Origin of the sequence: Fulvimarina uroteuthidis, assembly GCF_034321785.1 — a bacterium.
Lineage (GTDB): Bacteria > Pseudomonadota > Alphaproteobacteria > Rhizobiales > Rhizobiaceae > Fulvimarina > Fulvimarina uroteuthidis.
Genome location: NZ_JAXLPB010000002.1, coordinates 355,171 through 367,109 on the forward strand (window position 1 = coordinate 355,171; position 11,939 = coordinate 367,109).

At 66.5% G+C, this 11,939-nt stretch carries 9 protein-coding genes; 7 read left to right on the forward strand and 2 right to left on the reverse strand.

Annotated elements, in window-relative coordinates:
* The first annotated feature begins 288 nt into the window (after positions 1 to 288).
* The 3 genes from U0C82_RS06580 to U0C82_RS06590 all read left to right on the forward strand — a co-directional run bounded on the left by U0C82_RS06580 (position 289) and on the right by U0C82_RS06590 (position 4,656).
* Complete coding sequence (locus tag U0C82_RS06580) at positions 289 to 1,674, forward strand: CmpA/NrtA family ABC transporter substrate-binding protein (protein ID WP_322186282.1); 1,386 nt, start codon at positions 289 to 291, stop codon at positions 1,672 to 1,674.
* Between the two features lie 103 nt (positions 1,675 to 1,777).
* Positions 1,778 to 2,872 (forward strand): ABC transporter permease, encoded by a 1,095-nt coding sequence (locus U0C82_RS06585; protein ID WP_322186283.1) that lies wholly within the window; start codon positions 1,778 to 1,780, stop codon positions 2,870 to 2,872.
* Between the two features lie 17 nt (positions 2,873 to 2,889).
* On the forward strand, positions 2,890 to 4,656 hold the full coding sequence (locus tag U0C82_RS06590) for an ABC transporter ATP-binding protein (protein WP_322186284.1): 1,767 nt from the start codon (positions 2,890 to 2,892) through the stop codon (positions 4,654 to 4,656).
* 25 nt (positions 4,657 to 4,681) lie between these two features.
* On the opposite strand, the gene U0C82_RS06595 is transcribed toward U0C82_RS06590, so the two are convergent.
* Together U0C82_RS06595 and U0C82_RS06600 are read right to left on the reverse strand one after the other, a co-directional pair.
* A complete protein-coding gene (locus U0C82_RS06595; protein WP_322186285.1) occupies positions 4,682 to 4,990 on the reverse strand; it encodes a hypothetical protein in 309 nt (102 codons plus the stop codon).
* Positions 4,956 to 5,246, reverse strand: a complete 291-nt coding sequence (locus U0C82_RS06600) for a BrnT family toxin (RefSeq protein ID WP_322186286.1) — start codon at positions 5,244 to 5,246, stop codon at positions 4,956 to 4,958. Before U0C82_RS06600 ends, U0C82_RS06595 begins: the two co-directional genes overlap by 35 nt.
* Before the next feature lie 113 nt (positions 5,247 to 5,359).
* Between U0C82_RS06600 and U0C82_RS06605 the strand changes: the two genes are divergently transcribed.
* From U0C82_RS06605 to U0C82_RS06620, 4 genes are all read left to right on the forward strand, one after another.
* Positions 5,360 to 6,319, forward strand: a complete 960-nt coding sequence (locus tag U0C82_RS06605) for a GAF domain-containing protein (RefSeq protein WP_322186287.1) — start codon at positions 5,360 to 5,362, stop codon at positions 6,317 to 6,319.
* An 11-nt stretch (positions 6,320 to 6,330) separates the two neighbouring features.
* Positions 6,331 to 8,775: a nitrite reductase large subunit NirB gene (gene nirB, locus U0C82_RS06610; protein ID WP_322186288.1), complete on the forward strand. Its 2,445-nt coding sequence runs from the start codon at positions 6,331 to 6,333 to the stop codon at positions 8,773 to 8,775.
* A 32-nt stretch (positions 8,776 to 8,807) separates the two neighbouring features.
* Positions 8,808 to 9,167: a nitrite reductase small subunit NirD gene (gene nirD, locus U0C82_RS06615; RefSeq protein WP_416186648.1), complete on the forward strand. Its 360-nt coding sequence runs from the start codon at positions 8,808 to 8,810 to the stop codon at positions 9,165 to 9,167.
* Between the two features lie 81 nt (positions 9,168 to 9,248).
* Positions 9,249 to 11,933 carry a molybdopterin-dependent oxidoreductase gene (locus U0C82_RS06620; protein WP_322186290.1) on the forward strand — a complete coding sequence of 895 codons (2,685 nt, stop codon included), beginning with the start codon at positions 9,249 to 9,251 and terminating at the stop codon, positions 11,931 to 11,933.
* Positions 11,934 to 11,939 lie beyond the last annotated feature (6 nt).

Consider the following 11,939-nt stretch of genomic DNA (forward strand, 5'->3'; position numbering starts at 1 on the left):
TTGCAAAATCGCGCAGATAGCGATTGCACCGCACCAATTTGGGCCTTATGAATGGGCCGGACGGGGCCGATGCAAGGCTTCCGCAGGATCGACCGGAATGGTCGGTCGACCAGGATGCCCAAAGGCGGGTGTCGTTTCGGCAAGGCTGCCGACCTATCGAGTGTTCGCGGATCGACGTCATGTTCGATCGCGACCGGAGGGGTCGGGCAGCCTTTTTTCGTTTCAGGTTCAACGCCGACCGGGCGCCGCACGACATGCGGTCCCGGCAACAGGGAAGCTCTATCCAACATGGTGCGATTGCCTAAGATCTCCCGCCGTTCCATCCTTCTTCTCGTCGCGGCCGCGCAGCTGTCGACCGTGTCGACCGGCGCCCTTGCCGAGATGCTGTTTCCCGAGAAGGCGGAGCTGACGTTCGGCTTCATCAAGCTGACCGACATGGCGCCGCTGGCCGTCGCCAAGGAGATGCACTTCTTCGAGGACGAGGGACTCTACGTCACCCTCGAGCCCCAGGCGAACTGGAAGGTCCTGCTCGACCGGGTCATCACCGGCGAGCTCGACGGCGCGCACATGCTGGCCGGCCAGCCGCTGGCGGCCACCATCGGCTACGGCACCGAGGCGCACATCGTCACGCCCTTTTCCATGGACCTCAACGGCAACGCCATCACCGTCTCCAACGCGGTGTGGGACGAGATGAAGAAGACGCTGCCGCTGAACCCCGAGGGCAAGCCCGAGCATCCGATATCGGCCGCAGCCCTGAAGCCCGTGGTCGAACAGTACCGGGCCGCGAGCAAGCCGTTCAACATGGGCATGGTGTTCCCGGTCTCCACCCACAATTACGAGCTGCGCTACTGGCTGGCCGCCGGCGGGCTCAATCCGGGCTTTTACTCCCCCTCCGACACGTCCGGCCAGATCGAGGCGGACGTTCTTCTCTCCGTCACGCCGCCGCCGCAGATGCCGGCGACGATGGAAGCCGGCACGATCCAGGGCTACAGCGTCGGCGAGCCCTGGAACCAGGCCGCCGTCTTCAAGGGCATCGGCGTGCCCGTCATCACCGATCACGACATCTGGAACGACAATCCGGAAAAGGTGTTCGGCATGACCGCCGCGTTCGCCGAGCAGAACCCGCAGACCGCGATCGCCGTCACCAAGGCGCTGATCCGCGCGGGCAAATGGCTCGACGAGAACGACGGCGCGAACCGCGCGGAGGCCGTCGAGATCCTGTCGCGGCCCGAATATGTCGGGGCCGACGCGCAGGTCATCGCCAACTCCATGACCGGTACGTTCGAATACGAAAAGGGCGACGTGCGCCCCGCCCCCGCCTTCAACATCTTCTTTGCGAAGAACGCGACCTATCCGTTCTATTCCGACGCCGTCTGGTATCTGACGCAAATGCGCCGCTGGGGCCAGATCTCCGAGGACAGGCCGGACAGCTGGTACGACGAGACCGCCAGACGCGTCTACCGGCCGGACATCTACATGGCGGCCGCACAATCCCTCATCGCCGACGGCCTGCTGGCGGCGTCCGACGTTCCCGAGGGCACCGACGGCTACAAGCCGGCGACCGACGCGTTCATCGACGGCGTCGCGTATGACGGCAGGAAGCCCAACGAATATCTGACCCGGTTCGAGATCGGCCTGAAGGCGGGCGAGACCGCCGCAAGCCCGTCGAACTGATCGACCGATCGCACGCCGATCACCGCTCAAGCGCCGCCTGCCCCGTTGACGAGCGGCGCTGTCGAACCCCTCCACCATCCAAGCCGAAGACAGGTCTTCCTTCATGACCATTGCCTCCGATTTCATGGGCCGGGAGCCCAGCGCCGAGGAAAAGCGCATCCTGCGCCGCGAAAGGCGCATGATGCGCATCGCCCGCGCCACCGGCCCGATGACCGCCATCGGTCTCGGCTGGTCGGTGCCGCTCTTGAAGATCGCGGCCGGCGACGATCCGCGCTCCAACATGGCGGCGTTGTGGAAGAGCCTCGTGGTTCCGCTGCTCGGCATCGCCGTCTTCATCGCCCTGTGGGCGGCTCTCGCGCCGCAGGTCCAGACCTCGCTCGGCACGGTGCCGGGGCCGGCGCAGGTCGCCGAGCAGGCAGGCTCCCTCTATGCCGACTGGGAGCGCACCCAGGCCGACAAGACCGCCTTCTACGAACGCCAGGACGCGCGCAACCAGCAGATGATCGAGGCCGGCTATGCCGACCGGGTCAAGGTCCGCGACTATACCGGCGCCCCGACCTATCCCGAGCAGATCCTCACCTCGCTCCAGACGGTGTTTCTCGGCTTCCTGCTCGCCACCGTCATCGCGGTGCCGGTGGGCATCGCCTGCGGCCTTTCCTCCACCATCAACGGCGCGCTCAATCCGCTGATCCAGATCTTCAAGCCGGTCTCGCCCCTCGCCTGGCTCCCGATCGTGACCATGATCGTCTCGGCCCTCTACGTGAACGCCTCCGACGCGATCCCCAAATCCATGGTGGTCTCGGCCATCACGGTCACGCTCTGCTCGCTCTGGCCGACCCTCATCAACACCTCCCTCGGCGTCGCCTCGATCGACAAGGATCTCGTCAATGTCGGCAAGGTGCTGCAGCTCTCGACGGCCAAGACCATCACCAAGCTCGTCCTGCCCTCGGCCATGCCGCTGATCTTCACCGGTCTCAGGCTCTCGCTGGGCGTGGGCTGGATGGTGCTGATCGCCGCCGAGATGCTCGCCCAGAACCCCGGCCTCGGCAAGTTCGTCTGGGACGAGTTCCAGAACGGCTCGTCCAACTCGCTCGCCCGCATCATCGTCGCCGTCATCACCATCGGCATCGTCGGCTTCATCCTCGACCGGATCATGGCGGCCCTCCAGGCAGCCTTCACCTTCTCCGGCACACGGTAAGGAACGGGCACCCGAACATGAGCGATCATCCCATCATCGAAATGCGATCCGTCGCCAAGGTCTACGGCGAGGGCAAGACCCGCGCCGACATCCTGAAGGATGTCGACCTCAGCGTGCGCGAAGGCGAATTCGTCGCGATCGTCGGCTTTTCCGGCTCCGGCAAGACGACCCTGATCTCGCTTCTCGCAGGCCTCATCCGGCCCGACGCCGGCACGGTGCTCATGCGCGGCGAGACGATCGAGGGTCCGGGGCCCGAGCGCGGCCTCGTCTTCCAGTCCTATTCCCTTCTGCCCTGGCTGACGGTTCGCGGCAATGTGGCGCTGGCGGTCGACACCGTCTTTTCCCGGGAGACCAAAGGGGCGCGCAAGGCGCGCGTCGACAAATATATCGAGATGGTGGGCCTTGCCCACGCCGCCGACCGCAAGCCGGCCGAACTGTCCGGCGGCATGCGGCAGCGCGTCTCGGTCGCAAGGGCGCTCGCCATGAGCCCCGAGATCCTGCTTCTCGACGAGCCCCTGTCGGCGCTCGACGCGCTGACCCGCGCCAAGCTCCAGGACGAGTTCGCCGCCATCAGCCAGGTCGAGAAGAAGACCATCATCCTCATCACCAACGATGTCGACGAGGCGATCCTCCTCGCCGACCGCATCGTGCCCCTCGATCCAGGCCCCAACGCAACCCTCGGCCCCTCCTTCGACGTCGCCCTCGCCCGTCCGCGCGACCGCACGGCGATGAATGCCGACGAGGGCTTCAAGCGTCTTCGCCGCGAGGTGACGAACTATCTGATGGACAAGGCCCGGCACGCGAGCGAAGGCGCGGACGACGCCGTCCAGCTGCCCAACGTCATCCCCGTCGATCTCGCCGCCCGACGGGGCGGCGCGACGCCCGATCTTCCCGAAGCCTACAAGCGCGCCGCCCATTCGCCGATCGAGAAGCGCTTCGTCGAGTTCTTCGAGGTCCGCAAGGTCTATCCGACGCCGAAAGGGCCGCTCACCGTCGTCGACGGCTTCGACCTGCAGATGGAGAAGGGCGAGTTCGTCACCCTGATCGGCCATTCGGGATGCGGCAAGTCGACGGTGCTGTCCATGGCCGCCGGCCTGACCGACATTTCGTCGGGCGGCATCGTCCTGGAGGGCCGCGAGATCGACGCGGCCGGGCCGGACCGGGCCGTCGTGTTCCAGGCTCCCTCTCTCATGCCCTGGCTCACGGCCCGCGAGAACGTCGCGCTCGGCGTCGATCGGGTCTATCCGGATGCGACGGTCGCCGAGCGCAGGGACGTCGTCGAGCATTATCTGCAGCGGGTGGGCCTCGGCGATTCCATGCACCGCAGGGCGGCGGACCTGTCCAACGGCATGAAGCAGCGCGTCGGCATCGCCCGCGCCTTCGCCCTGTCGCCCAAGCTGCTCCTTCTCGACGAGCCGTTCGGCATGCTGGATTCCCTGACGCGCTGGGATCTCCAGGACGTTCTGATGGACGTGTGGAAGCGCACAAGGGTGACCGCCGTCTGCGTGACCCACGATGTCGACGAGGCGATCCTCCTGGGCGACCGGGTGGTGATGATGACCAACGGGCCGAAGGCGAAGATCGGCAAGGTGATGACGGTCGACCTGCCGCGCCCGCGCACCCGCAAGTCGCTGCTCGAGCATCCCGACTATTACCACTACCGCCAGCAGCTCCTCAGCTTCCTCGAAAACCACGAAGGCGGCGCGACGCCGAAGGCCGAGGCCGAGGCGGAAGACGCGTCCGGGGCGAAAGCCAAGGCAGACGCCAAGAGGCAAGCGGCATGAGGTCGGTCGTTGCGTTAAGCGCTGCCTATTCGGCAGCTTCCCGCCCGTCGCCCTCGTCCTTTTGCGCGGCTGCGCGCAGGACGTCGCGCATCTCCTCTTCCCAATCGGGACCGAACCTGGTCTTGAAATGGTCCACCACCTCCGCCGGGACGAAGACGGCGCGCGTGCCGGTCAGTTTTTCGAATAGGTCTCGCGGCATGACGTCCCGCGCCGGACGCATGCGGTCCATCTCCTCATCGGTGAGGGGCGGATTGTCGGGATCGGACAGGGCGGCGGCCGTGATGGCGGCGTCTTCCTCGTCACTGATCGGTTCTGTCTGCCATCGCTTCTTCATAAACACGCCTTTCGCGCTTGTTGGCTTTTCGAAGGCTGATGATGCGAACTTTGCGGTTGCGCAGAGTATACACCAGGACGTGGAGGCGCCCCAAGAGGGGAGCGGTCGCAGAGAGTCGATCCTCTCCGTAATCGCCGCGTCGATCCGGCTGGATACGCGCAACGTCCCAATAAAACTCCGCAGCAAGCGCAAAATCGATACCGTGCTTGGACATGTTCGAGATGCGTTTGGCCTCATCCCATTCAAGCTCCGGCATTCGTTGTCGCCCTTTGCCCAACCGATCACCTTTGGGTGCATTTCAATACCTAAAAGTGATCGGCCCGTCCTGCCCGGTTTTCAACCGAAGGATCTGGCCGAAAGGACCTTCTCATGAGCCAGGCCATCGCCATGGGCGAGACGACCCCACGCGACGAAGACAGCACCCGCACCTTTGTCGAGGTCACGGAAATCTGGGTGCCGGAGGGCAATCGGCTCGTCTGGTGGAGCGGCAATTACGGGGCGCTGTCCGAATTTGCCGGCGTCTCCACCAAGAAGGGCTTCAACAAGGGCGAAGGCCTGCCGGGCAACGCGTGGGCGGAAGAAAAGCCCATCGTTCTGAAAGATTTCGACGGCTCCTATTTCAAGCGGACGGATGCTGCCAGGGCTGCCGGCCTGACCAGCGCGGTCGCGTTTCCGATCTTTGCCGGAAAGACGCTCAAAGCCGTGGTCGTGGTGCTGTGCGCGGACGATGCGGTGCGCACCGGCGCGATCGAGGTCTGGCACGAGGAGAACGGTCTCCTGATGCTGGACGATGGCTATTACGGCGCGGCCAAACATTTCGAATGGGTGTCCCAGCACACCCATTTTCCGCGCGGGCAGGGCCTGCCGGGCGGCGTGTGGGCCGCCGAAGCGCCCATGCTGATGCGCGATCTCGGCTCCGGCTACCGGTTCATCCGCGCCGAAAGCGCGGGCAAGGCGGGCCTCACCACCGGTCTTGGCCTGCCGATCGCGACCCCGAACGGCCGAACCTATGTCATGACCCTGCTCTCGGCCCTCGGCACGCCCATTGCCCGGCGCTTCGAGCTTTGGAAAGTGCGCTCCGCGCGCACCGGCGGCGGCAAGGAAGCTGTCCTCGCCGACGGCATCTGCGAGCGGGACGGCCCGCTCTGGGATGACGAGACCGAGACCTGTGTGCCGGCCTGGCAGGGGCCGATCGGCGAGGTCGTCGGTTCCGGCATTCCCATCGTCAAACACGACACAGCTGCGCCCACGGCGGGATACGCCTCCATGGTCGCGGTTCCGATCTATCGCGCAGACGCGATTCACCACGTCGTCGCCTGGTACTCTTGAAGGACGAACCCATGCAGAAACTCGTCGTCATCGGCGCCGGCATGGCATCGGGCCGGGTTCTCGAAACCCTGTTCGACGCCGATCCCAACGCCTACGAGGTCACGCTCTTCAACGCCGAAGCGCGCGGCAACTACAACCGCATCATGCTCTCGCCGGTCCTGTCGGGCGAAAAGAGCTATGCCGAAATCGTCACCCATGACGATGCCTGGTATGCGGACCACAAGGTGACCTGCCGGTTCGGCGAAAAGGTCGTCTCGATCGACCGCAAGGCGAAGGTCGTCACCGGCGAAAACGGCGACGTGCCCTATGACAAGCTGATCATCGCCACCGGCTCCGCCCCGTTCATCGTGCCCGTCGAGGGCCGCGATCTTCCGGGCGTCATCACCTATCGCGATCTCGACGACACCCATGCCATGATCGCGGCGTCGGCAAGGCCCGGCGCCCGTGCGGTGGTCATCGGCGGCGGCCTTCTCGGTCTCGAGGCCGCGGCGGGCCTCAGGCTGCGCGGCATGGAGGTGACCGTTCTCCACCTTGCCGGCCATCTGATGGAGCGCCAGCTCGACGAGGCGGCGGGCTATCTCCTGAAGAAGGATCTGGAAAAACGCGGCATCGTCGTGATGACCAAGGCCTCCACCCGGAAGATCCTCGGCGAGACCGCGGTCGAGGGCGTCGAACTTGCCGACGGCACGGTGCTGACGGCCGATCTCGTCGTCATGGCGGCCGGCATCCGCCCCGCCGCCGAGATCGCGAAGAACGCAGGGCTTGCCACCGGACGGGCCATCACCGTCAACGCCCAGATGCAGACCTCCGACCCCGACATCTTCGCCGTCGGCGAGTGCGTGGAATATAACGGCGCGCTGTTCGGCCTCGTCGCCCCCCTCTACGACCAGGCGAAGGTTCTCGCCCGATCACTGATGGGCGAGGTGGAGAGCTTCACCGTCAAGGAACTGTCGACCAAGCTGAAGGTCACCGGTTGCGACCTGTTTTCGGCCGGCGATTTTGCCGAAGGCGAGACCCGCGAGGACATCGTCCTGCGCGATCCGGGCCAGGGCGTCTACAAGCGTCTCGTCATCGAGAACGACCGGCTGATCGGCGCGGTGATGTACGGCGACACGTCGGACAGCAACTGGTTCTTCGATCTCATCCGCGAGGGCGCCTCGATCGCCGCGATGCGCGAGACGCTGATCTTCGGACCGGCCTACCAGGGAGGGTCCCCGCTGGACCCCATGGCGGCCGTTGCAGCCTTGCCGGATGATGCGGAAATCTGCGGCTGCAACGGCGTCTGTAAATCGAAGATCACCGGCGCGATCACCGCAAAGGGCCTCACCTCGCTCGACGAGGTGCGCGCCCACACCAAGGCGTCCTCCTCCTGCGGCACCTGCACCGGGCTCGTCGAACAGCTGATGAGCCTGACGCTCGGGTCAGCGTTCGATCCGAACGCGGTCAAGCCCATGTGCGGCTGCACCCCCTTGTCGCATGACGACGTGCGCCGGCTGATCAAGGCGAAGGAACTGAAGACCATTCCCCAAGTCCAGCAGGAACTTGGCTGGTCCACCCCCAATGGCTGCGCCAAGTGCCGGCCCGCGCTCAACTATTATCTCGTCGCCGACTGGCCGGACGACTATGCCGACGACTACCAGTCACGCTTCATCAACGAGCGCGTCCACGCCAACATCCAGAAGGACGGGACCTATTCCGTCGTGCCGCGCATGTGGGGCGGCATGACGTCGTCCAGGGAGCTTCGCGCCATCGCCGACGTCGTCGACAAGTTCGACATTCCGGCGGTGAAATGCACCGGCGGCCAGCGCATCGACATGCTGGGCGTGCGCAAGGAGGACCTGCCGGCCGTCTGGGCCGATCTCGGCAAGGCGGGCTTCGTCTCCGGCCAGGCCTATGCCAAGGGCCTTCGCACGGTGAAGACCTGCGTCGGCACCGACTGGTGCCGGTTCGGCACGCAGGATTCGACCGGCCTCGGCATCCGCATCGAGAAGTTCATGTGGGGCTCCTGGACGCCGGCCAAGCTGAAGCTCGCCGTCTCCGGCTGCCCGCGCAACTGCGCCGAGGCGACGTGCAAGGACATCGGCATCATCTGCGTCGATTCCGGCTTCGACATCCATTTCGCCGGCGCGGCCGGCCTCGACATCAAGGGCACCGAGATCCTCGGCCATGTGGACACCGAGGACGAAGCGCTCGAGCACGTCGTGGCGCTCGCCCAGATGTACCGCGAGCAGGGCCATTACCTCGAGCGCATCTACAAATGGGCCAGGCGCATCGGCCTCGACGAGATCCGCCGCCAGATCATGGACGATCACCCGATGCGCAAGGCCTATTTCGACCGCTTCGTCTTCTCCCAGACATTCGCCCAGGTCGATCCCTGGTCCGAGCGCGTCTCCGGCAAGGACAAGCACGAGTTCCGGCCGATGGCGAAGCTCGAATTCGCGGACGCGGCCGAATGATCCCGGACAAGGAGCCCCACTGAATGACCTTCATCGACAAACACTGGATCGGCGTCGGACGGATCGCGGATATCCCCCCGCTCGGCGCGCGCCGGATCGAGGCCGGGTTCGCGACCATCGGCCTCTTCCGCACCGCACGGGACGAGATCTTCGCCATCGAGGACAGGTGCCCGCACAAGGGCGGGCCGCTGACGCAGGGCATCGTCCATGACGGCTGCGTGACCTGCCCGCTCCACAACATGGTGATCGGGCTCGAATCCGGCGAGGCGCAAGGGGCCGACGAGGGGCGCGTGACGACTTTCCGCGTGAGGATGGTCGACGGCGAGATCCAGCTCAGCGGCGAGGATCTGGCCAGGGCGGCGAACCGGGCCTGCGCGGCCGAGGCCGCCTGACCCTTCCAAGATGATCGGCGCGGCCGGCCGCGTCCGACCCCGGCACGCCGGCACACCCTTCCATCACACCGGAGCTGCGACGTGAAGCACACGGACGAGACGGCGAGAACCGTCAAGACCACATGCGCCTATTGCGGCGTCGGCTGCGGGATTGTCGCGACCCCGCAAGCGGACGGATCGGTGGCGATCGCCGGGGACCCCGATCATCCGGCCAATTTCGGGCGGCTCTGCTCCAAGGGCTCGGCACTCGGCGAGACGCTGGGGCTGGAGGAACGGGTGCTTCTGCCCGTGGTGGAGGGCCGGCAGGCCGGTTGGGACGAGGCCCTCGACAGGGTCGCCCGGACCTTCACCCGCACGATCGAGGCGCATGGGCCGGACTCGGTGGCGTTCTATCTGTCCGGCCAGCTTCTGACGGAGGATTACTACGTCGCCAACAAGCTGATGAAGGGGTTCATCGGCTCGGGCAATATTGACACCAATTCGCGGCTGTGCATGGCCTCCTCCGTCGCCGGCCACAAGCGCGCCTTCGGCGCCGACACCGTTCCCGGCACCTATGCCGATCTGGAGAACGCCGATCTCCTCGTCCTGACGGGTTCCAATCTCGCCTGGTGCCATCCGGTGATCTTCCAGCGGATCGCGGCCGCGAAGGCCGTGCGGCCGCACATGCGGATCGTCGTGATCGATCCGCGTCGCACCGCGACCTGCGAACTTGCCGACATCCATCTGGCGCTCGCCCCCGACAGCGACGTGGCGCTGTTTTGCGGGCTTCTCCACGCCCTCTCCGAAAGCGGCGCGATCGATGACGCCTATGTCGCGCGGCACACCGAAGGCTTTTCCGCAGCCCTGCGGGTTGCCCGCACGATAAAGGTGCGGGACGTGGCGGCCAGGACGGGACTTGCGGACGCAGACATCCGTTCGTTCTACGACCTGTTCGCGTGGACCGAAAAGACCGTCACGGTCTACAGCCAGGGCGTCAACCAGTCGGCCAGCGGCACCGACAAGGTCAACGCCATCATCAACTGCCATCTGGCGACGGGCCGTATCGGCAAGCCGGGCACGGGTCCGTTCTCGGTCACCGGCCAGCCCAACGCCATGGGCGGGCGCGAGGTCGGCGGCATGGCGAACATGCTGGCCGCCCACATGGCCATCGAGAACCCGGCGCACCGCGAGACCGTGGCAACGTTCTGGAACGCGCCGAACCTCGCGGAAAGACCCGGCCTCAAGGCGGTGGAGCTCTTCGAGGCCGTGCGGGCGGGGACGATCAAGGCGCTGTGGATCGGCGGCACCAATCCGGTCGTCTCGATGCCCGATGCCGACCGGGTGGCGGCGGCGCTTCGCGCCTGCCCCTTCGTCGTCGTCTCCGACGTTCTGAGGCACACGGACACGACGGCGTTCGCACACGTGCTGCTTCCCGCCGCCGCCTGGGGCGAGAAGAACGGCACGGTCACCAATTCCGAGCGCCGCATCTCCCGGCAGCGGCCGTTCCTCCCCCTGCCGGGCGAAGCGAGGCCGGACTGGGCGATCTTCGCCGACGTCGCGCGGCGCATGGGATTTTCCGGCTTCGGCTACAAAAGCGCCGCCGAGGTTTTCGACGAGCATGCAAGGCTCTCGGCGCGTGGGAACGAGGGCGCGCGCGACTTCGATATCGGCGGCCTGGCAGGGCTCGACGAGGCCGGGTACGATGGCCTCGAACCCGTCCAGTGGCCGGTTCGCGAGGGTGCCGGAACGCCCGGCACGGACGACAAGCGGTTCTTTGCCGATGGCCGGTTCTACCATGCGGACGGGCGCGCGCGCTTCGTCGCGGTCGAGCCGCCGCAGGACGGGACATGCGCGCCCTTCATCTTGAACACGGGCCGCGTTCGCGACCATTGGCACACCATGACCCGCACCGGGCTTTCGGCGCGTCTTTCGGCCCACATCGCCGAGCCCTTCGCCGAGCTTCACCCCGAAGACGCCCGGCGGCTCGCCATTTCGGCGGCCGATCTCGTCGAGGTCTCCTCGCCGCACGGCACGGCGGTCGTCCGCGCCCTGGTCACCGACAGGCAGCGCCCGGGCTCGGTCTTCGTGCCGATGCACTGGACGAAGCGCTACGCGCCGTCCGCACGCATCGGCGCCGTCGCCCATCCGATCTCCGATCCCCATTCCGGCCAGCCGGCGCTGAAGTCGACCGGCGCGACGGTGAGGCGCTTCGAGGCGGCATGGTACGGCTTTGCCATCCTGAAGACGCGTCCCGATCTCGAGCGGATCGGCGCAGGGCTCGCCTATGTGGCCGCCGCGCGAAGCGGGGATGGCTGGCGACTGGAGCTTGCCGGCACGGCGGCGCTGAAGGATGCGAGGGCCTTGGCGCTGGAGCTTTGCGCGCAGCCGAGCGCCGAGACCGTGGCCTACCGCGACGCGCGCACGGGGGCCGAGCGCTTCGCGGCGTTCTTCGAGGGGCAGCTTCTGGGCGCCGTCTACCTGTCGCCCGAGCCCGTCGCCCTGCAGCGCAACTGGGTGGTCGCCCAGCTCGCCCTCGAACGATTCGGGCCGCAGGAGCGGGTCCAGCTCCTGGCCGGGCGCGGGCGCGCCGACCGGCCCGACCCCGGCGCGATCGTCTGTTCGTGCTTTTCGGTCGGCATCAACCAGATCACGGCCCTCGTCGCCTCCGGACAGGCGGCCAGCGTCGAGGCGGTCGGCGCGGCGCTGAATGCGGGCACCAATTGCGGCTCGTGCCGCAGCGAGATCAGCACGATCATCGGCCGTGCCGCCATCAAGGTTCCCGCGTGAGAGGGA

Bases quoted from the DNA above. Each gene is read 5' to 3' on its own strand.
- U0C82_RS06580 (WP_322186282.1), top strand. From the start codon at position 289: ATGGTGCGATTGCCTAAGATCTCCCGCCGTTCCATCCTTCTTCTCGTC.
- U0C82_RS06585 (WP_322186283.1), top strand. From the start codon at position 1,778: ATGACCATTGCCTCCGATTTCATGGGCCGGGAGCCCAGCGCCGAGGAA.
- U0C82_RS06590 (WP_322186284.1), top strand. From the start codon at position 2,890: ATGAGCGATCATCCCATCATCGAAATGCGATCCGTCGCCAAGGTCTAC.
- U0C82_RS06595 (WP_322186285.1), bottom strand. From the start codon at position 4,990: ATGAAGAAGCGATGGCAGACAGAACCGATCAGTGACGAGGAAGACGCC.
- U0C82_RS06600 (WP_322186286.1), bottom strand. From the start codon at position 5,246: ATGCCGGAGCTTGAATGGGATGAGGCCAAACGCATCTCGAACATGTCC.
- U0C82_RS06605 (WP_322186287.1), top strand. From the start codon at position 5,360: ATGAGCCAGGCCATCGCCATGGGCGAGACGACCCCACGCGACGAAGAC.
- nirB (WP_322186288.1), top strand. From the start codon at position 6,331: ATGCAGAAACTCGTCGTCATCGGCGCCGGCATGGCATCGGGCCGGGTT.